Here is a 23,537-nt window from a genome sequence, read left to right as displayed (position 1 = left end):
GGGGCGGTGGGGGCGTGGTAGGTGGGGATGGGTTCGTTGTGATGTTTGTCGATTTTGGAGCGGGTCTTGCCGCGTAGGTCGGTGCCTTTGCTCTGGTAGCGGTCGGTGCCCTCGCCGCCCTGTCCGTATTCCTTGCCGATGCGTTCGCTGCGCATCAGCGCGCGCTTCCACCAGGTGTTCTCGTCGGTGCCGGGTTGGGTGATCTTGCGGGCCTCGCTGTCGGCCTTGCGGTCGATCGCGTCGCGGTCGACGCGGACCATGCGGACCTCGTCGGCGCGGGTTTGCGCGCCGTCGGCCTTGCGTTGCAGGTCGTCGGCTTTGGTCTGATGTTCGTCGGCGCGGGTCTGGTGCGTGCTCGCCCGTTCGCGGGCGGTCGCGAGCTCGCGCACCGCTTCGGTGTGCGAGGTACGGGCTCGGGTCAGTGCCTGCTCGGTCGCCGCGAGACGTTGCGGGTTCGGCGTCGATTCCTCTCGAACGCGCGTGAATTCCGCTTCCGCTGACCGAACTCGGGCCTCGGCGTTGCCGCTCGCGGTCCGAGCCTGTACTACGTTCGCGTGCTCGGTCGCGGCGCGTGTCTGTTGGACGGTCGCGCGCTGTTGGGCGGTGTCGGCGCGGGCCTGCCACTGGTCGGCGCGCTGCTGGGTCGACTCGGCGCGCTCGTGCATGGTGTGCGCGCGGTCGCCCATCCGGCGCGCCCATGGCGGCTGCCGATCGCCTGCCTGGTCCGTGTCGGGGCGACCGAGTGCGCGGGCGCGTTGCTGGTCAGGGTCCGTGGGATCGGGGGTGCCGCGCAGCCGGGGCTGGGCTTCGCGTACCTGCCGGTTGTGGTCGCGCAGGTTGGCAGCGTCTTGTCGATCGAAGGCGCGCGCCGCGCGTTGGCGAGTGACCGGATCGGCATCGGCGGCGCCCGGCGGGCGAGCGACCAGGGCCGGTTTCGGAATGGGTTCGCGTGGCGCACCACCCACAGCGGCCAGCCTGTTCGCCGGCACGTACACGTTACCTTCGGCGTCGAGCTGAAAATGCCGGAGGAAGCCGGTGGCGGCCGATCCCTTCGGCACCCGATTCAGCTGGAACAGCCCGCGCGCGCCACCGGCGACCCCGCCGCGCACCCCGCCGCCGACCAGCGAGGCCGCGAATCCGCTCCCGCTGAACGCGGCTTGCCAGTCGCCGGTGTTCAGCGCCGAGGCCATCGCACCGCCGAGCGTGCTCACCTCACCGGCGAACGCGCCGATCGCCACACCGCGCGCGACCCCGGCGACGGGTCCGAGCCCATTGGTCAACCGCCCGATCGACGCGTCGAAACCGATGCCGCCCCAATGTCCGGCGGCGCGCCCGAACACGCCGCCGAGCATCGACGATCCGAGCGAGAGCGCCGCCTGATTGCCGTCGAAGTGGCGGCGGGTGCCTGCCGCGAGCTGTCCGCCCTGCACTAATCCGTCGATGATCAGCGCTTGCCCGCCGGACACGCTCGCCTTGACGGTGTAGGTCGCCAGATTCTTGACCACGAGTTTGGTCCACGCCCGTTGCCCGACCGCGCCGACCGCCTTCAGGATCGCCTGCTCGATCCGGCCGACCACCGCGTCCTCGAGCGCGCGCAGACTCGACCGCGTACCCGAGACAGCGGCCGCCTCGAGCGCGGGCGCGGTCGGCGGGAACATCCACGCCCAGGTGATCTCGGCGAGCAGCAGCGCATAGGAGACGATCATCATCAGTTTGGCCGCTTGTACGGTGGTGCCGAAATCGAAAGCGGCATTACCGACTTCGTCGAAGCTCGCGGCCAGGTCGGCTAGCGAGCTGTCGCTGTCGAGCAAGGCGGTGAACAACGCGTCGATGGTCTGCGCACCCTCCCCGCTGCGGTAGGAACCGCTCGCGGTCCGCCGCACCTGGGTCAACGGGTCTACTTGCGCGACAATCTCCTTCGCGGCTCGTTGCCAGGCTCGGCCCATGTCGAAGAGCGTGTCCTCGTCGCCGAGTGGCGGGTCGACGCCGACGAGCCAGCCGAGCCAGCGCAGGTCCGGCGGGATGTGGATGCTCATGCCAGGCCGAGCGCGGCCACGAAGTCGACGGTGGTACCCGTTTCGTAGGCGGCGGCGTAGCCACCGAGGTAGCTCGCCCATGCCTTCTCGATGATGGCGGCCCACAGGGGTTGGTCGTCGTCGATGGCGGCGTAGAGGGGCTCACCGGTCGTGGGTTCGGTGTGGAAGGCGCGGTCGACGGTGATGTACTCAGCGGTGCCGTCGGCGGCGGTGAACCGGACTTCGAAGGTGTCGTCGCCGAGGACGGTGATCAGCTCCCTGACCTGGCCGGGTCGCGTGGCTGCCGCGTCCAGCAGTGCCGTGAGCAGTGCGGACTCCCCGGGCGGGCCCGGTCGCACATCGGCGGGACCGACGACGTCGCCGAACACCGGATTGGTGAACACCCGCTGACTCGCGTGCGCGAACTGTCCCGGCATCTTGCGCGCGGGCGGCATTGTCGGGTCGTCGTGCTCGATGATCTCGACGGTGACGTGTTCGCCCCACTGCTCACGGTGCACGGCGTGTCGCGATCTCGTTCGCGGAGCGTTCGCGACGGCCACCGCCGGGTATGGCCTACTGCCGTCGACGGTGGGCCTGCTCGCGCGGCCGAAAACTCGACGCCAGATCGAGCCGCCGAGTTCCTTGGTGACCTGGCCGACGACGAAGCCCGCGATGCGAGTGACCGGGAGCGGGCTGACCAGGGCTTTGGTGATCTGGTGTCCGGCGACCGCTGCCGCGAGTTCGGTTGGCACGCCGGTCGGCAGAGCGAATTCACCGGTGCGTACCGCACGCAGTACGGCGGCGAGCCGGGTGCGCAGGGTCGTCACGTCTTGGCGCAGCGCCCAGTCGCGAACGTCGGTCACCGGGTGCTGACCGGCGAGCGCGGCGAGCAGGTCATCGCCGCCGACGCGACGGATGAGTTCGACGACAACCGCTCTTGACGAAAGCAATTCGTCCACTGGCATGGCGTTGTCCGCAAAAGCCCACTGTGCCAAGTACTTTCCGTACTGCCACAGGGCCCACGACGCGACGGAACTCACCGGGTAGTCACTGAACAGCGCCTTCGCGAGGCCGTCGATGTCGTATTCGGCGAGGATCGGGGTCGTTGGAGTTTCGATGACCGGCGGGTTCGCGACAACGGCGGCTGGGACCACCGTTCGGTCGACCGCGCCGTCGTGCCGCACCCGGGCATGTCGTGGACGACGCCCGAACACGGTCGGCCCGGCGCCGAATTCCGTGGCGAGCCGGCGAGCCACCCACGCGGCCGATCCCAGGAAGACCGTGTCGCTCAGTAGCGCTTTCGACAGGTCGTGCGCCGAGACGTAACGCAGCGCCCGTTCGGTGAGTGAATGGTCGGACACCGGGAAGGCGAAGGTTCCCGCCTCGACGTCGGCCAGGAAGCCCGACACCTTCCGCCGCAGCGTCGCGGGGTCCTGCGCGCCCGCCCAGTCCCGTACCGAGCTCACCGGGGTCGGTCCGTTCACAGCAGCGGACAACTCGGGGCCGCCGATTCGCTCGATGGCGAGCGCGCCGATGCCGGGGTCGGCGGCCGTGCGGCCGAGTGCCTTGTCGGCGGCCCAACTCGCCCATTCCCACAGGTATCGGCGCACAGCCCACGCCGCGACGGAACCGACCGGGTAGTTGCCGGTCACCGCGCGCGCGAGCCCGTCGATGTCGAGGGGCTCGGGGATGCGGGCGAGCCACTCGGGTGTGCCGACGAGCTGGTCGAGGTCGGCGACCGCGATACCGATCTCGTTGACGAGCGCTTCGGTGCGAGTAGCTTGCCGGGCGCTCGGATGCGCGAGTGCGCCGTCCATCGGCACGGAGTTCGTACCGGGGTCGAGTACTCGCGTCCGCGTGCCGCGCACTCGGCTCTTCACGGCGGTGGCGACCTCACCCGCCGTCTGTCGACCCAGCCACGCGGCCAATTCGGTCACCATCGTGTCGCTCAACAGCGCCTGTGGAATGGGGTGCGCGGCGAGTGCGCGCAGCGCGGACGCCGGTGCTGTGTTCGCTGCCGACGGACCGAATTCGCCGCGCTCGACCGCCTGAAGAAGCCCGCCCACAGCATGTTTCAGCTCGGCGATGTCCTGTCGGGCGGCCCACTTGCGCACAGCCGAGACCGGATAGGGACTGTTGATCACGGCGACGAGTTCGTGGCCGCCGATCGCCGCGGCGATGCTCATCCCGAGACCTGGTGTCGGCGTGGGCACAGCGGTCGGCCTGAGCCAGCCCCAGCGTTCGGCGAGGTGCCGGTTGAGCGCCCAGATACCGACCGCCGCGATGGGGAATTCCCCGGCGAGGCCGCGGGCGAGGCCGTCGAGGTCGTAGGCAGTGATCCAATCGGTCGCCGGGGTGGTCGGGGTGGTTGCCACGACACCGGTGTCGAGCATCTCGGTGGCGTCCGGGTCGTGTCGAGTGAGCGGGACCGAACCGTCGATCACCATCGGGATCGCCGACTGCGGTGTCGGTGCGGGTTGAATCGCGACGGTGTCGGCAACCGGTTGAGCGCCGCTCGTCGGTTCGGTGTGCGGCGCGGCCACTATCGGTTGGGTGCTGCGCGTCGACCGTCGCCACCAGCGACGGAAGCCGAAACGTCGCGAATCATGCTGGGCCAGTTCCGCTTCAGCGGAAACCTGGACGGGGGCCGGGCGTAGTCGGCGGAGCGCTCGACTCAGGCGGGCGGCGATCGAGCCGACCTGGATCGGGGCGGGTGCGCCGAGTGCGGGCGTGGACCCGAAAGCGGCGAGGGTGCCCGGGCCCGCCGTCCCGAGCACACTGAACAGGTTCGCGCGGTCCATCGCGACGGTGATCTCGGATCCGCCGAGGGGGTCGCGCAGGACAATGGCGACCGGTTCGCTGCGCCGACCACCGGTTCGCAACACCGCGGCGACCGAATAACCGTGTGCGGGGCGCAGCCCGAGTTCGTTCGCGAGCTGTTCGGGGAGCACGGCTTTGGTGCCGAGGTTGACCGTGTCACCACGGTCGAGCAGGTAGTCGATGCGGTCGGCGAGCCAGCGCTTGGCCGGATCGGCGCTCAGCGCCTCGGTCGACTCCCACGCGGCCAGCTCGGCGACCAGCTTCGCGGTCGCCGCACCCCATCGCTCGGACAGTAAGGCGGCGAACGTCGGGAGGTCGTTGGCGCGCGGGTGCGTCGACCAGACCGGGAGGAGCTCGGCGATGGCCTCGGCGACCGCCTCGTCGCCGAACAGTTCGATGAGCGCGGCCCGATCGAGCCCGGTGATGGCGTCGGGTGCCAGATCCCGCGTGCGCATCGCTTCGGTCACGCCGGTCACGACAGCGCCCATCGCCGCGTCGAGCACCGCGCCCGCCGCTGCCGCGTCGCGGATCACCGTCAGCTCGGCGAGTGTGCCCGTCGACCAGTTCGCCACCATGCGCGCGACGCCGACGCTGCCGATGAGGTCGGCCATGGTGTCGAGGTCGAGGTGCAGGGCCGTGGCCGCGAGGGGCGCGTCGATCGCCCTGGTCGGCTGACGTCGTCCGCCCGCGCCTTCGGCGAACGGTGGCCGCAACCACTCGGCGGCATCGCCGAGCGCGCCCATGGCGATGCCCGCGTAACCGAGCCCGTCGCCGCGCAACTGGGCCCACGCCTTCTCGATCACAGCCGCCCACAGCGGCGTGTGCTCGTCGTGCGCGGCGTAGATCATCTGACCGTCTGCGTCGACAGGGAAGGTGTCGTCGACGGTGACCCAGGTCGGGCCGCCCGTGCGTGGATCGTGAAAGCGAACGGTGAAGGTGCGCTCGCCGTCGGTGCGGTCCTCGGTGATCATGTCGGTGATCAGGGTCGGGTTGTCCTCGGCGAGGCCGATGAGGTTGGCCAGGAGGTAGCAGTCGGCGACCCCGCCTTGGCGGACATCGGTCGGTCGCGGCGTCGATCCGTTGTACAGCTCACCGCGCGCGACGCCGAGGCCGACCTGAGTCGGCGCGCGGTGCGGCGACGACGAGCCGACGTGGTCGGGGCGATAGCTCGGAGGCGCGACATCGGCCTGCGGCTGGACGAGGTCGTGGTGTTCGGCGAGCCACGCGTGACTCAGCACAGCGGAACCGGAATACCCGGCCAGGGAGACGATATTCGTAATCGGTTGTGCCACAGGTAATTCCATGCGCGACACCGCCGCCTGCGCGGCGATGACGAAATGCGCCCACACGGGAGTCGGGGTCGAGGACGTCGACAGGGCGATCGGCCACTGCCCGCTCACTCGATTGACCCGAACCCAGCGAGGCCGCCCGTCGACTACCAGGCGGACCTCGACGGTGTCGGTCGCCCGGTTGTCCGGGTTTTCCCGCAGCGAGGCCCTGATGATCTCCGGCCTCTCGGCCGCGAGCGCGCTGAGTTGCGCGGCAGCGTCGCGGTGCTCGGCGAACGCCGCGCCCTCCTGACCGGTGCGCGCCAGCGGGAGCGGCCCGCTCGACCCCCACAGCGGATGGCCGAGCCGCCACGCCCCATCGACCAGAACCGTCGACAGGTCGATTACCGGGTCGGCCGGGTCCACGTCGCTCGCTGTCAGCCGCAGCGGTCCGGCGGGGATCACGCCCGGTACGTAGACGGGCGCACCGGCGAGCTGGCGTTGATCGTCACTGGTGGCGGCGTAGTCGGGCAGTGCGGTCTCCTCGACCAAACGCGCGTTGAACTCGGCGAGCCACACATCATCGACCAGACGTCGAGTGCGGGGGTCGGCCGGGTCGCGGACGTCGTAGTGGTCGACGCCGTCGATGATCTCGGTGCGGCCGTTCCAGAACACTTCGGTGCCGCCGTCCTCGGCGCGGCTCGCGTCCGCCTGGTCGACCATGTAGTCGGTGGCGGCGCGGTTGGCCAACAGGATGAGCAGGGGCCAGCTGGCCTGGGTGCTCGGCCATTCGAGTTCGCCGTCGTAGTACGGCTCGACCCGCACCCAGCGCGGCCCACCCTGTACCGCGAGCAGCACGTCGATCCGAGCCGGCGACGTGTCGGTCGCGTCGGTCACCCGGATCATCGCGCGGATCGCGGCGGGATCGGTGCCGACCAGCTCGCGCAGCGCGGCAACCGCTGGCGTTACGGGGAATTCGATGAGGTCCTCGACCGATGGGCCATTCGCGTGCCACAGCGGGCCGGTCAGCGGGCGCGGCCGGTAGAGGCCCGCGCGGGCCGCGTCGTGCGCGTCGACCCAGAACGCCGCCTGGCGGGCCAGCTCGTGGTTCTCGGGTCGGTGCACGAGGAGTTGGTCGGGCTGGGTTGGGTGGCGCGCGGTTGGGTCGAGGTAGATCGCGTCCCCGTCGTCGAAGCCGTCGGGCGCGCCTGCCGGCAGCCAGCGGCGCTGGAATTCCTGATTCTCGGGCGAGTAACTGGTGAAGCCCGCGTCGTAGAGGTCGTCCTCGCGGACCCAGCCTGACCCGTTCGCCCCGGTGACATAGAGCCACGTTCCGTCGGGCCCGGTGTGCGAGGCGTCTTGGCCTTCGTTGTGACCGAAGGTCTCATCGTCCATCGGTCGCAGCACCTGGCCGCGGTCGGTGACCACCTGCGCGTTCGACAACGCGACATAGGCGTTGCCCCCCCACACGATCGGCATCGAGGGAACGCGGATGTCGGGCAGCGGACCACGGCCCGGTGGGTAGACAACGGGGTTGGCGATCGGTGCCGGTAGCGGGGGTGCCAACATCAGCGGGAAGCGCTCGCCCGCGACCCCGGCCCGTGAGCGGATGGGCATCGCCGCCGCGGGAACCACTGGCAGCGGCGGCGCCTGCACCGGCGCGACGAGCCCGAAACTATTGCCATTTCCGGCTTCTCGCGTGAGCGCGGCAGCCGCGGCCATGGCTTCGAGGACGATCGCGGGCCAGATCACGGCGTCTTCGTCGGCCCAGGGCAGGCTGGTCAGGCGTTCGACGCGAAGCCAGCGCGCGACGCCGTCGACGAGCAGGTGGACGTCGTAGGTCATGGTGTCGTAGTCGGGTCGAACCATGCGCCGGATCGCCACCGGGTCCTGCTCGACCAGGGCACGCAGGGCGGCCAGGTCGGGCGAGTAGGGCAGGTCGTCCAGGTCGGTGGCGACCGGGCCGTCGGCATTCCATGGTCGGCCACGCAGATAGTTGGGTGCGCGCAGCCCGAACATCTCGCACAGATCGAGCCGGACGAGCCATTCGCGCCCGGCGTGGGTCAGCCGGAGGTAGGGCTCATCAGCTTCGTAGTGCGGGGTCGCCTCGATCGTGACAAGGTCGGATCCGCGCAGGGTGAGCACGGTCGGCCCGGTCTCGGGGCTGTTCACCGGCAGCTCGACCGTGCGGTGCAGGACCGTGTCCTCGGGATCTGTGTGATATCCGTTGGCGCGCAAGGAGTTGAGCCACACCCAGCCCGAACCGCGCGCGCCACGCACGAACACCTGCTCGGCGCCGTCGACGAGGCGTCGTGAGGTCGGGCCCGGCTCGTGGGTGAGCGAGCCGTCCTGGTGTGGGCGCAGGGCGACGCCGTCGATGGTGGCGAGCGCGAAGCGCGAGAACGCGACTCGTGAGCGTGGGCCGGTGGCACGCACGGGGTCGGGGTCAGTCGGCGGTCGCGTGCGGTCGACGTCGAAGGACGGGTCTGCCGGATCGGGGGTGAGTTGTTCGAAATCGTCGGCCAGTCGCAGTCCCGCCCTGCGCAATTCGGCGAGCAGCGCGTCATTGTGCTCGGCCGTGATCGGGTATTCGCCGCCACGATCCGAGAGCGCGACCAGAACGCCCTGGTCGACCATGATCTCGGCGGCCGCGTTCGCCGCGCCGCCGTCGAGCAAGGCGGCGTGTGAGGCATGCCCGGCTTGTTCGAGGGTTGGCACGAAGGTCACCGAGAGCCGGTCGGTGACGATCGGCAACCACCCCGAAGGCGCTGCCGTCGTGTCGACGAGAGCACCGGTCGTCGTGTAGCGCAAGAGCCCGTCCGCGCCGACGACCACGCGGGCGTCGGCGCGGTCGGCGAGGTGGGGGAACGTGGTCGACGTCGCTCGGACCCGGACGGGTCCGATGTCCTCGCCAACCGATGAGGCGGTGCCGTCGGTCGCGGTCGACGCGGTGTCATCGATCGCCGATGCGGCCTCATCGATCGCGGCCGACGCCGTGTCGGCGGGGGCATCGGTCACGGAGGACGGCGCATCGCTGCGCTGAATGGAGCGGCTCGCCATCTCGACATCGTCGTCGCTCGAATCATCGGTCAACTCGATGACATTCGGGATGATGAAGGACTGGCTCTCACGGACCAGATTGCGGTAATGGTTCTCGCCGGTGCGCAACAACCACAGCCCGGCCACCCCGACGCTGTCCTGCTGATGGGCTTGCCGTGGCACGCCCTGCTCGGTGACTACGAATACCCGCAGGTCGTAGGCGATGGCCACCAGGATCGGCGCGAGGTCGCCCGCGTCCACGGCCCACCGTCCGGTGGTGGCGAGATCGACGGCGATGCGCTCGACGTCGGCGTCGGTGTAGTTCTCCCCCTGGGGCAGGGCTCGCAGCGAGGTGCGGGCCACCTCGGCGAGCCGCTGCCGCAACGCGGTGATGGCGGTGGCTTCATCACCGGCCGGACGCAGGTGCGCCGGCATGGCACGCACGACAGCGCGATAGAAGCAGTCACCGTCGGCGTCGACCTCGATCGCGCGCAACTGCTGAGTGCGCAGGAACACGCGCTGATTCACCGTCATGGCGCCGAGCGAGACGAGGGCGCCGACATCGCCACGGCCGCCGGGAATGCCGTCTGGGCCCCAGACATCGGGCCCGATATCGGTGCCGGTCTGACCCCAACCCACCGGTTCGGTGTCACCGACAACGACGAATGCCTGGCCGTCGATGTCGAGCAACGCGACGAACTCGTCGAGCGGCAGTGTGACCGGCGTCGGGTCGAGCCGCGACCGCAGCACAATCCCTTCGGGGTGCGAGGTGGCGACCAGATAGCTGTTTCCGGTGCCGAACGCGATCTGGGTACCGGCCGGGAAATGCCCGGCCAGCACCTCGGCCGGCGTGGCGAGCCGCGCGGCCAGACCGAGGTCGAAGCGCGCGCTCTCGTGCCAGGACGGAAGTTCGATGCCGCGCTGACGTTTCGCCGACGGCTCCGGTGTCGGCTCATCGTCGGCACCGCGTTTGTCCGGCCCGACGCCCTTGGCCGGCGCGTAGGTCATGATCTCTTGAACGCGTGGCGCGTCCTTGCCGTAGGCGGCGCGCGTGCCCGTTCCCGCCGAGGCGAGTCGCGCGAATTGATTGAGATGACGCAGTGGCACGACGATCGCGCCCGGGTGCACCCCGCGCGAACCGTGTGGATCAGCGAGCAACACCCCGACCACCTCGCCGGTGACAGCGTCGCGTTCGACGCCGACGACGGTGTGCGCGTGGTGGCCGCGCAGCATCGTGTGCGGCAGGTAGTCGAGCCCCGGCGCGGTCGCGCGGGTGCTGAGGGTGACAGTGTCGCCGTGGCTGAGCAGGCGGGCGATCCGCTCGCCGACCCAGCGCGCGATCACCGTGTCGGTCAACGGGTCGGTCGAGGCCCACTGCTCCATCGCAATCCGCAGCGGTTCGAGTGCCGGTGTGATGGCGGCGAATTCGGCAGCGCCGAGCTGCTCGACCAACGCGGCGCGTTCGGCCTTGGTCAAACCAGCGCCCATGGTGCGCACTGCCTCGACGCCGAGGGCGGAAACGAGCATCGCGGACAACCCGGTCCACGTCGACGCGTTCTGTGTCTTCAACCACGCGGTGAGCGCGAGGGTGGGGTCGGTGACCGACTGATCGGCGCGCAACCGCGCGAGTTCGTCCGTCGCGCGTTTCCAGCTACTCGCGTCGCGCCACGAATCGGTCCATCCCGACCACCGGTTCTCGAACCCGGCGATCCGGCGTGCGAGAGCGGCGTTGCCGAGGAGCTCGGTGAGCGCGTCGACGCCGAGGGTCATGGGATGGGCGAAGGACGGATCACCGACCGCTTGCACTCCCTGCGCGCGGCCCGTCCAGCGTCCGATCACGGTCCGTGGCCAGATCGCGCCGGCTACCCGCTGTTCGTCGTTGCCGTAGACCCCGGCGTATCCGCGTTCCTTTCCTTGATAGAGCGCCCAGGCCTTCTCGATCAGCGCGGGCCACAGCGGATGCCCCTGCCGGTGCGCGGCATAGGCCGACGTGCCGTTGAAGGTGTAGAAATTCCGATCGACCGGGACCCAGACCTCGCGGTGGCTCGTCGGTTTCTCCTGCCCGTTGTCGAAGAATCGGACCGCGTAGCCGTCACCTTCGACGCGGATCATGCGCTCGATCATTTCCGGATGTGTCTGCGCGACGCCGATCAGCACGGCGAGGACCCCGCAGGTTCCGGCCGCGCCCTGGACGACATCGCCCGGTAATGGACGCCCAGTTGCCCCGAACAGCGGGTTGTCGACCTCGACCAGCCCGAGCACCGGCAGACGGTTGGCCACGAGCAGGTCGGCACCGACCCAATGCCACGCGCCGGTCGGCTCGGCGAGCGCCACCTCGCCCGGTCGGGCCTGATCGAGCCGGACCGCGACGATCGCCCCACCCGCGAACGACACCGACCGGCCTGCCGAGACGAAGGTCAGACCCGCTGCCGGGATGGTGAGCATGCCCGCAGGCACGGTCGTCACCTGGCCGTTGGTGTCATGAGCGACGACGGTCGAGCGTCCCCCGATCTGCACGAAATCGTCGCTGACCACAAGACCGAGTTCGGTAACGAGGTAGTGCAGCGAGCTGTCGTTGATCCTCGGGACCGGCCTGCCGTATTCGGTCGAATCGTCGGCCATCAGGCGCAACGCTCCCGCGACGACCTCGATTTCGGCCACCGCCGCCGCGGCCTCACCGCGCAGGATCGTCGCGGGGGTCACCGTGACCGTAGCCGCCGAGATTCCCGAGACGTAGATGTTGGCGCGTGGGTCCATCACCATCCGTGCGCGTCCGCCGAGATCGGCTGTGGTGTCGAGCAGGGTGCCGTCGGTTGCCCGGTACAGCAGTCCATCCGGCCCGATGACGACCCGCAGGTCGGCTACGGCGTCGTCCGACATCGTCATATCGGCCGGGTCATTGTCGGGGAAGATACCGGGGAGCTCGTACACGTCCTCGGTTCGCTCGGGCGGGACCGGCGCGTTCGTGGTTCCGAGGGTGACGGTATGCCGCGGACCTGGTGGCGGCACCTCGGCGAGCAGTTGGGTGAGGTCGGATCCGTGGTCGGTGGCCGCGCGCAGTGACCGCCAGGCGACGGCATTGTCGAATACGGCTGCACTCGCCGAGTCCATGTCGGCCAGCTGTTGGGCGTGCAGGAAGAGCAGTGGCCAGATCGGGGCGGAGAGCGGCAGGTCGATCGGCAGTCCGGTCATGCCATCGACCCGCACCCAGGTTGCCCGGCCCGACACCGAGAGCAGAACGTAGATGCTGCCGTCGTCGAAGGACTGGATCATCGAATTCAGAAGGTGCGCCGGCTGATCGGCCAACTCGGCCAACTGCTCGATGGCCTCGGTCAACCCGAGCGCGCACAGGGCCGCGCTACGCCGGAACGGCTCCAGATCCTCAGCTCGCGCGCCCTGGGGTGCGGTGATGAGGCCGCCGATCGATCGGAGCAGGCCCGTCGACGCCTGCGCGGTCGGCAGCACGTAGACCTGGGTATCACTGGCGACCAATAGCTGGCCCGCGTTCTCGGGGTCAGGGCTGAGCAGCACCGACGTGCCCGCCGGCAGCTCGACCAGCTCGGTCACGGTGATCGTGGCGAGGCCGAAAGGTTCCTGCCTCGGCATCGTGGTGACCGAAAGCGGGGCCGACAGGTGGACTGTGCGCGCCGTCGGGGTCAAGGTGGCGCTCGTCCACGTGCCGATCGGCGCGAGTGCGATCGGACCGATCGGTAGTGGCAGTGGCAGGCTGGGTTCGGTGATCTCGTCGAGGGAATAGACCGAGCCGATCTCGGAATGGACGGCGTAGTTGTCGAATCCGCTGATCGGGCCTGCGTGCCAGCTCGAATCACTGTCGGAATCCCAGTTCGCGACCGGTTCGGCCGTCGGCGCCGCGAGCTGCGGTGTCACGCCGAACGCGCCGTGCGTGCCCGGCCCCGATGAGCTCATTGCCGAGAACATGTTGAGGTTCGCGAGCGGGATGGTCAGTTGCGTGGCGGGCGAGTAGGGGTCGACAACGACAAGCCCCGTCGGCGACCCACTACGCTCGACACCACCCGACCACACCACGCGCACCACGGAATACGCGTGCTTGGGGAACAACGTATTCGCTATCGGGTTGCGGGGCAGCGCGGATTTGGTGTTCGCGGTGACAGTGTCGCCTCGCTCGATCAGGTATTGGGTGCGTTTGGCGAGCCAGCGGGCCACTGTTATGTCGCGCATCGTCCTGCCCGAACGCCATGCGCGGACTTGGTCTTCGAGCGCTGTCAGCGCGCTGTCCAGGTAGTCGGCGACGAAAGCCGCGAAGGTGGTGTGGCCGTGCGGATCGGCCTGCCATGCGGTCTGAGCCGAGGTGACGATACGAGTGAGTCCGGCGGCATCGAAAAGGTCCGTCACCTCGGCTGCTGTCAGCGTGATGGTCCGCGAAAGTCCCTCGCGTGCAATCACTTCGGTGACTGCCGTGACGGCGGCCGCAGCCGCCGCGCGCACCCGGTCGAGCAAGGGCACGGTCGTATTCGTCGACGACGGCGCCTGCGCCGACGCGAGCAGCCAGTGCGCCACATCGTGGTCGCCGATCAGCTCGGCGAGCAGGTCCTGGTCGAACTGCAACGGCCAGGCGAAAACCATCTCATCGACACTGCGCGTCGGTTGGACACGGCCGGAATCGCCGACGACAGTACTCGGCCGCAACTTCCCCGCAGTCGCACCCGGCAGGCCGACCTCGGCGCCGTGATACCCGTGGTCGCGGCCGTGGTACGCGGCCCACGCCTTCTCGATCACCGCGGGCCACAGCGGCTGACCCGAGGTGTGCGCGGCGTATTTCATCGCGCCCGCGCTGTCGGTGTAGAAGGTGTCGTCGACCTTGACCCACACCCACCCCTGCTCGGGGTCGTTGAACCGCACCGAGAAGGTCCGCGCGCCGTCGGCTCCGACGGTCTCGGTGACCATGTCCGCGATCATGTCCGGACTGTGTGTCGCGAGGTTGATCAGGGCGGACATGAGATAGCAGTCGCCGACCGCGCCCTGCTTGACATCGGTCGGCAGCACGCGGCCATCGATGCCGAAGAGCGGTCCCGTCGCGCGCGCGGACCCGATATTGAGCGGGAACGGGTTGCTCGAGCGCAGCCATCGACCGTCGCCGGGGTCGATCTCGAACACGTTGGGGTCGGCTGGGTTGAGCCGCAACGGAATTCGTGAGCCGGGAGCCAGATGCGCGGCGCCCTCGACCGTCGCTACGACGAGCCCGTGCACCTTCGCCCGCAGTAAGCGTTTGCCGCCTCGGTTGTGCTCGGTGAACGCCGCGGCGAGCACCGAGGCGGAGATCGTGGCGAAATATCCTGGAAAAGACTCGATTTCGTACCAGGTACCCTGCAGATCGCTCCACGTCTGGCTGACCGGGATGGACTTGCCGACGTCGATCGTGGCGAGCGCCCCCGACTCGGTGCTGACGACAAGGCGCCCCCGTGGCGCACTCACCACGGCGGTCGGCATCGAGACCGGCAACTGCGCCTGCGGCTCGGTCCTTGTCCCCGGCAGCACATGCGTGGTCGGCCCGGCCGTCGCCGCATGGACGGTGATACCTGTTGCCGCACTGACCAGTCGGCTGGACATCGCGCCCGCGACGAAGGGCGAATCCGCCTCGGAGTGAACCGAAGTCCCGGCGAGGTCGAGCACCTGCGCCTCTCGCCACCCGGTGAGCGGGTTCGGCCTTGTTGCGCGTGGGATGGGCGGGGGCGCGGTGGGTGCGACGCTGGTCTCGTCGAGCGAGGAGTCCTCGTCAGCGCTCGATTCGGTGTCGTAGCGAGGGTTCGCGACCCAGGCGACGGTGAGTGCCCGCAGGCGGAGGAAGCCGTCGATGCCCTCGGAGCCGATCACGACGGCGACATCGTTGTGGTCGACAACCTCGATCGCTGACCCGGTCGCGTTGATCCGGACGGTGTAGTGGTGGTGCGTCGCGTCGCCGAGTAGCACCTGCTCCCCCGCGTCGAACTGTCGGGCACCGACCAGGGCGAGCGGCGTCGGTTCCATGGCGGCGCGGTGGTTGACGGCGGGGGTGCCTTCCTCGTCCCATACCCTCGGCCGGGCGACCGGCTGGGCGGGAATCGTCGGCGCGTCGCTATCCGTCGTGGTCTCGGCGCGCACACCGGCATCACGAATATCGTTTTGCCACTGTGCAATTCGGTCGGAAAGAGTTCGATAGCGGGCAGGGTCGGGGTAGCTCGGTAGCGGCCGGTTGGTGCCGATGGCGACTTCCGCGTCGGAGAAGGCGAGCGCCTCGTCCTCGCGCTGACCATTGGTCGCCGCGTGCGCTTCGAGAATCGCGGCGGCCCACGCGGGGACACCGTGCCAGGAGTCCGCCCACGACGGCGCAGGCAGGTCGGTCGCGCGTGGCACCCGGACCCAGGTCGGGCTGCCGTCGACCATCAGGTGCACATCGATCTCGTCGCCCACGTGACGCACCATCGCGACAATGGCTCGCCGGCCCGCCGGATCGGCGATGAGTCGGCGCAGCTGACGCAGGAGCGCCGAGTCGGGCAGGTCCGGCAGGTCGGCGACGTTCGGTCCGGTCGGCGCGAAGAGCATGCCGGTCAGCGCCGATACCGGAGCGAGGCCGTGCCTTGCCGCTTCGGCCGGCGTGAGCACAAAGCTCACCCCGTTCGGGCGTTCGACCCACAGCGACGACGCGTCGAGCCAACTGACCCGCAACCTTTCGGCCGCGTACACCCGCATGACTCCCCCGGTGGCGGGGGTCACATCGACGAGCTGCGCGAATCTGCCGATGTCGGCCCGCAATTCGAAACCGGCGGCGGACAGCGCTGTTTCGGCCACCCACCCGGTTCCGTTCGCGCCACTCACCCAGCGCCAGGCGTGACCGGCGGCCTGCCGGATCGTCGCCTCGCCCGGCACATGGTTGAACAGGCCACCGGAGATCGGGCGCAGTTCGACACCGGTGTCGGTGAGCAGGGTGGTCGCCGGTGCGTTGACACGACGGCCGAGCAACGCGACCCGGCGCGCCGGCGCGTGAGTCACGGTCCCGGTTGGTACGAGTGCGACCGGCGGGTCGACCACGACGGGGGCGGTGATCGCCGCCGGCACGACGGCGAGCTGGTCGTCGCCGGTCACCTTCGGCCGGCCCACCGCTTCGTCCTCCGACGCGACATCGGGACGCGGCCGCAGGTGCGCGAAGTGGTCGGGGTCGGTGGTCCGGCGGAAGGAGGCGGAGAGATCGTCGACGAGGAATCGCGCGTTCATCGTCGGGTCCGCGGCATATTCGCCACCGCGATCGACGAGCGTGCGTACCTTGCCCGCGCGCACCTCGATCTCGGCCGCTGCCACGGCGGCCGCGCCGTCGAGCAGCGTGGCGTGGGTGATCCGGTGCGGGCCCGATTGCGCGGACTCGGGCACGGCGTACATCGAGCCGAAGACGTCGACCACGAACAGCGCCCGCCGGTTCGCCGGGTCCTGATGCCACTGCGCGTTGCCCGTCGTGGTTCGTCCCTCGCCCGGCCGGGCGCCCCAGGTGGTGTCGAAAAGTCCTTTGTCGCCGGCTCGGCGCAGCAATCCGTCGGCACCGACGACGACTCGGTAGGCGTCACGCTGCGCCGCGGTGAGTCGCGGGAACGCCGTCCCGGGTGTCGGGGTTGTCGCGGTGAGACCGGCGGCCGGTGGGTAGGTCGGCGGGATCGGCGCGTCGTCGGCGCCCATGACGAACGCGGTCCGCGAGCCGGCCGAGCCGATCGCGCGGAAACGGTTGAAGTAGGCCGCCCTGACCTCGATCGCGGCACCGTCGTGCGGGTCGATCAGCCGCACATAGGTCACCACCGGCGTGCCGTCGATGTCCTCGACGGTCACACCGGCGACCGCGTACGCGTGCGATCCGCGCAACCGGCCGAGCAGGCGCTCCTGGCCGACCGGGATCGGCTTGGTCTGCACGGTGAGAATGTCGCCGGAGCTGAGGACCGCGTCGGTGTCGAGGAACCGGGTGTCGCCGGGGACGAGTCGAGTGTCGAAAGGCGTGAAGAGGGCGGCTATCCGATCGCCAACCCATCGGGTGAGCACCGAATCTTCCTGTGGAGCAGTCGATTCCCAGTCATCCATCGCCCGCGCGAGCGTGGCGAGCACGGTGCCGGGCACCTCGTGCTCGGCCGACCGCTCGCCGAGGAATGCGACGAATCCCGCCGATGTCGCCAGCTCCGGCCGGGTGGGAAGGATTGTCCGCCAGTCTGATTCCCATCCCAGGATCGCGCGCGCCGCGTCCTGGTCGCCGAGCAGGTCGGTCAGCGCGTCGAGGCTCATGGTCATCGGATGGGCGAAGTAGTGATCGTCGACGGCGCGGATCGCTTGCGCCCGGCCCGTGCGCTCACCGACCGGTTGTGGCGGTCGCAAAGTATCGGCGGCCGCGCCCGGCTGACCGCCATAGATGCCCGCGTAGCCGCGCCCGGCGCCACGATAGACCGCCCACGCCTTCTCGATGACCGCCGGCCACAGCGCGCGATCGGTCGCGGCGTAGGCCGACTCGGCGCCGTTGGCGTCGACGAAGGTGTAGAATTGCCGGTCGACGACGATCGTCGTGGTTGATCCGTCCGGTTCGGTGAATCGCACCGCGAACCCGGCGTTATCGGGCAGTTCGGTGATCATGCGGGCAATCCACTGCGGGTTGGTGTTCGCCAGGCTGATCAGGTCGGCGAGCAGATAGCAGGTGCCTGCCCGGCCCTGTCGCACATCGGCCGCGTCGATGGTCGGCCCGAACAGCGGCGTGTCGACCGTGCGCAGGACGGGGACCGCTTCGGTGAAGGCTTCCTCGGCGGCCGGTTGCCACTGCTCGTCGGCGCCGGGCGAGCGCATCATGAGCTGATCGGTCACCGGGTCCCGCCGGACCGCGACCTTCGTCCCAGGTCGGAACACCCATCGCCGACCCGACCCGTCGGCCCACGGCACGGCGAGCGCGGCGGGAATCGCCATCGCGGGCGGAGTCGCTGGTTCGGGATAACCGGGCAGCACCGGGTCAGCGGCGCCGATCACCGCGGCCGCGTACGCCTCGAGGATCAGCGATGCCCAGGTCGGTGCGTTCGGGTCGTTCGACACCGGCATGGTCGAGGCCCGATCGACCCGCACCCACCGGTTGCGCCCGTCGATGGTGAGCAACACATCGACGCCGACGACCTGCCGATCGCTGACGACGATCGCGCCGGCACCATCGACAACGTTGCCCAGTCCGTCGACCGTATTGCCAACGGCGGCAACGACATCAGCTCGGACTGCCGTGACCTGACGACCATCATCGACGACATAGCGCATGATGTTCATGACTTGCTGGGGCGTCATCGCCCGCAGTCGCCGCGCCAACGGCCAGGTCGGCAGGAACGCGGCATCGGCGGAGCGGGGACCACCGGGACCGAAAATCGGGCCCGCCAGCCGGTCCGGCCGCCGCAGCCCGACCTGGTCGGCGATCGTCGAATCGATCCAGTGCGATCCGATTTCGGTGTGCAGCAACACCTTTTCGCCGTGGTCGGCCGCGATGTCGACGACGACGCGCTCGCGCTCCCAGAGCGCGAGGTCGGCACCGAGCTCGACAATCCGCCCGTACGCGCCGGTCAGTTGGTCCCAGCGGTAGCCCGCCGCCGTCAACGCGGCCGAGGTCACCCAGTGCTGACCGTTGGCCCCGATCACCGCCACTTCGACCGCACCGCCGGGGCTGCGGGTCGGGCGGTCGGGCGGGGCCGCGAGCGTCGCGTCGGGCAACGGCTCGACGGGTTCGTCGGATACGGCGACGAGCGCGGGGCGGCTCAGCGTCATCTTGGTGCCGCTGACCCGCGACAGCCGCAACCAGTGCGCCTCGCCGGCTGTCGTCCACACCCGGCCGCGACGGGTATGCACCGCGACCCGCGTCGGGTCGGGCTGCCATGGTCCGACGAAGACGGAGTCGGTCTCGAAAAGTACGTCGCCGCTTGCCAATCGGAGTCCACGGCCGAAGTGACCGAGCGTCTCGTTCCAGTAGAAGTGATAGTCGCCGAGCTGTTCCCGCGATACGTTCACCCGCCCGTTCGCAGCGTCGATCTCGAACAGCTCGTTGCCGTTGTCATCGGTGTACTCACGCAGCACCGGCAACACGCCGCCGGGACGCGGCTCGACGAGGTGACCGGTGACGACGAACGGGGGATGTGTCGTGATGACCTGCCGTGGGATGCCGACCGGCGGGAGGTGCTCGCCCGCCGACTCGTCGGGGCGCGAGCCGAGGGCGGGCAGGGTGACCCGGTCGCTCGCCAACGCCGACGGCGCGGCGACCGTCACCGTGCGGCTCGGCTCGGGCGTGTATCCGTAGGAGGTGACGCTCGCGAGCTGGTTGAGCGCGTGCGCGGGAACCGTGATGAGCGCCCCCGTCGCGTCGACAACCACGATCTCGACGACCGCGCGCGAAAGACCGTCAACCACAATGGACTCGACCCGATAGGCCGAGTCGGCGACAAGCCCGACAACTGTCGGCAGGTGCGTCGATCCGGGCTTGATCGCCACCACGAGCATCGATGTCCGTTCGAACATCTCCCGGATGAACGTCCCCGCCGACCATGTCAGCGCCGATTCACCTTGCGGCACACCGTTTTCCCACGCGCGCATGGTCGCGAGTAGCGGGCGCAGGTCTGGGGCGGCGGCACCGGCGAGCCGTTGGACGAACTTCTCGAAACCGTCCGCTGTCGTGACGTGCGTGCGGCGCAGTACGTCGGCCAGCGCGGCGCTCGGACTCGCGTCGGTGTTCGCGGCGGCGATGGCATCGAACAATGGCGTGAGCAGCGGGATCGCCTGCGGGGCGCGGATGAGGAGTTCGCGCAGTCGACGCAGTGCCGCGATCTCGATATGCGTGCCGGGTCCGTAGATGTCGCGCAACAGTCGGTCGAAGGCGCGCTCGGCGGTGCTCGGGTACTCGGCGAGCCACGCGAGCATCTGGCCGACCGCGCGCGCCGGGTCAGGGGCGCGCGCGAAGGCGGCTCGTGCCTGTTCCCACACGTCGTGCTCGGATTGCGCGAAGGCGACGGCGTCCCACAGGACGACCGGCGCGACGCGACGCGACCTGGTGGTCAGCACCGTCGCTATATCGGCGCCGTAAAGGGCTCTCAGGAGTTCGGGGCTCAGGTACATCGGGTGCGTGAGGACGCGCTGGGTGGTACCGGTGAGCGAGGACAGCTGACCCGCCGGATTCCACCCGTGTGGCGGGGTGAGGGCGGCCGGGATCGCGGTCGGTTCGCCGGCGCGATAGCCGGGGAGCGGGCCGGTTTCGGTTGCCGACGACTCGCCGAGCAGGTCGGCCGCCGGTTCGTTGTCCTGGTACACCGCCAGTGCCTTGGCGAGGACCGCGGGCCATAGCGGTTGGCCGGGGGTCGCGGCGCGATAGTCGGCGTTGCCGTTGACGACCGGAAACTGCCGATCGACCGCGACGCGTGCGACAGTCCCGTCCGCACGGTGGAAGACCACCTCGAAATTGCCGTCGGCGCGTTCGCGCACCAACTGCGCGATCCAGCCAGGGTGGCGCGCGATGAGCGCGCGCAGGGCGGCGGCATGCGGTTCGACACCGTCGGGAGCGAGGTCGCTCACGTCTGGTCGACCACTCGAACCGAAGAGCACGTATTCGTCGCGGCCGAGCGTTGTCAGCTGGTTGGGCCACGAACGCGGCTGGGCGAGTAGGTGATTGATCGGCCGGTCGACGGGGTGCGCGCGCGATGAGCGCGCCGATGGCGTACCCCACATGTCGTCGACCACTTCGATGTGTGGGGCCCTCCCACCCCGTTGTACGCGGCCGGTGCGCAGTGCGGCCATGGCCGATTCGAGGCGGGCCTTGCCGTCGCGAGGAGCCGCCGCGACCGCTGATTTGATCCAGTTGGCGACCGAGGCTTTAGGAATGGCCGCGCGATCGAGCCAGACGATGGTCGCGGTCGACCTGCTGCCGGCCAGCTCCTGCGCGGTCGCCGCGTAGAGCTCGACACCGGTCTTCGCCGCCGCCGTCGGTGCGACGGTCTCCCCTGGGACATGCCAGGTGAGGACCGACGCGGTGATCGGGTTGCCGATGCTGAGCACCAGTGACCCGGTGCCGTCGAACGCCGACGGTTCGACGCGCAGGAGGAACGCGCGTGGCGCGGCGATGGCTGAGCGGCCGGCGAGCGCGGCGGCCTCGGCGTCCGCGGTCGCTACCGCTCGGTCGAATCGGGTGAGCACGGCCGAGCGCAGCGCGTTCGCGGTAGCGGTCTTTCCGGTCCCCGCGCTCGCGCGCGAACGGGCCAATTCGTGGCGCAGGAAGCCGCGGTTCATCGTGTCGCGGACGCGGACCGGCAGGCCGTCGGATTTGCGCAACCGATGATATTCGGTGACCAGCCGATACTGGTCGGCGTCAGTGAGCTCGTCGAAGCGCAACGCGGCCCACCAGGCGCGCCCGTGCCGTTCCCACCAGTGCGCGGCCTGGCGCGCGCGGGTTGTCGCGGCGGTGAGCGAGCCGTTGGCGTCGAGGTCGGAGGGAAGCTTCGGCGGCCGCTGATATCGGGGTCGCGGGCGCTGCCGGCCGCCGAGCTCGCCGACGATATCGACCGTGTGCGCCACCGCTGTCGCGGCGGCTTGCGCACCCGTGGGTTGATCGGCGAGCAATGTCGGCGGATCGATCGCCCATGGCTGCCTGGTCTGAATGCTCGACGGCAGCACCGTCAGCGCGAGCTCGCCATCGCCGAGGACGAATTGGGTGGCCGGTCCGGCGGAGGAGATGAAGAGGAGCTGGTTGAAGTGGCGGACCGACAGGTCGGTTGCCGTCCCGTTCGGGTTGCGCAGGAGCAGGTGGGTCACGTAGCTCGGATCGGCCGGGTCGGACCGTAGTCCGATCACGGTGTACGCGTGGTCGGGTTGCAGGTCGGTGATCGGGTGGTTGGTACCGGTGGAGGTCGGGTTGGTTGCCACCATCACGGCGTCGCCGCGGGTGAGCAGCGCTTTGACGCGGTCGCCTGCCCAGCGGGTGAGCACGCGGGTCGCCTGGTGAGTGTCGTCGAGTTCGGTCCCCGATTCCCAGGTGGTCATCAGGGCGATGACCGGTGCGAGTACTGGTTCGGCCGTGGCCCAATCCCGCCCGAATTTCTCGGCGAGGAACGTCCGGAAGCCGACGCCGGTGCGCACGTTGTTGTTACGCAACCAGGTCTCGCGGTCGACGGTGGAGTACCCCATCACCTCGCGAATCGCGTTCTCGGCGCTCCAGGTGACCGAACTCAGCCAGCTCTTGGTCCAGGCGAGCCACTCGTGCTCGAGGTCGAGCACCGTGTGCGCTATCGCGAGCGCGGCAGCCGCGGTGACGGTCGAGTCGTTCGCGGCGATGATGAGATCGGCGAGCGCGTCCGGGCCGAGCGACATCGGATGAGCGAAGTTGCCGTCGTCGACGCCGCGACTCGGCTGTGCACGCCCCTGGCTCGTGACCGTCACGACCGGCCGCAACGCGGTGGCGACCGCGCCGGAATTTCCGCCGACAACACCCGCGTACCCGAGTGCGCCACCCTGGTGAATCGCCCACGCCTTCTCCACGAACGCGGGCCACAGCGGCTGTCCCGGTTCGGCGAGCGCGTAGGCCATGCGGCTACCATCACCGGTCTCGTAGACGTAGAAGCGACGGTCGACCGGCACCCATACCGCCACACCGTCGCGGACGAAACGTATAGCGATCTCACCGGTTTCGGGGTTCACATCGAACATCTGCCGCACCAGGTCCGGGCGCGCGAAGGCCATCGCGCTGAGTCCGGCGTGCAGGTAGCAGGTGCCGAGAGCGCCTTGCACGACGTCGGCGGCCGAGATCTGCGCCCCGAAGATCGCGGCGTCGATGACGGCGAGCCGAGGCATCACGAGCCCTCGACCCGCCAATTCGGTCGCCGAGATCTGGCGCCACTGACCGCCGTCCGGTTTTCGCACCCAGATGTGCTCGGCTCGCTCGCCGGGCGCGGCGAGTTCCCAGCGGGCGGCGAGCTTGTCGCCCGAGGCGAGATGGATCGCGTCGGCGCCGGTACCGATGACCAGCCCGTCGGCGGACACGACCAGTTCGGCCGCGGGTGCCGGGTCGGTCACCTGGTCGACGTCGTCGGCGACCGCGCGGACCGCGACGCCGACCGGGGCCGACTCGAACTCGTCGTAGGAGAAGCTGAAATTGCCCATGAAGGCGTCGCTGTCAGCCGACCGCTGCACTGGTTGATCGACCGCGACCGAGGTGTCGGCGGCCTCGTCGGCAGTCGTTTCGGACAGGCCCGCGACGAGTCGCCCCTGGCGACCACGGGTCGCCGCGTAAGCGGTGAGCTCGGCGATCGCCGCGTCTTGCGCGATCGCGAGCGCGCTCGACTGGGCCGCGAGCAGCAATGCTGGCCAAATAGGCTGTGCTACAGCACTATTCGATTGTTCGCCGAACCAGTCG

At 69.6% G+C, this 23,537-nt stretch carries 2 protein-coding genes; both read right to left on the bottom strand.

The window, feature by feature from the left end:
* On the bottom strand, positions 1–2,036 hold a 2,036-nt coding region (locus NS1_RS35445), incomplete at its 3' end, for a WXG100-like domain-containing protein (RefSeq protein WP_157125578.1).
* A complete protein-coding gene (locus NS1_RS35440; protein ID WP_373864385.1) occupies positions 2,033–22,975 on the bottom strand; it encodes a C2 family cysteine protease in 20,943 nt (6,980 codons plus the stop codon). The genes NS1_RS35440 and NS1_RS35445, both read right to left, overlap by 4 nt.
* Positions 22,976–23,537: the final 562 nt, after the last annotated feature.

This window comes from Nocardia salmonicida NBRC 13393 (genome assembly GCF_001613085.1).
GTDB classification, from domain to species: domain Bacteria; phylum Actinomycetota; class Actinomycetes; order Mycobacteriales; family Mycobacteriaceae; genus Nocardia; species Nocardia salmonicida.
This window is presented reverse-complemented; position numbering and strand designations above follow the sequence as displayed.

What these genes read in the sequence shown, in the direction of transcription:
- NS1_RS35440 (WP_373864385.1), bottom strand. Translation starts at nt 22,975, where the DNA reads ATGCCTCGGCTCGCCGTCATCGACGCCGCGATCTTCGGGGCGCAGATC.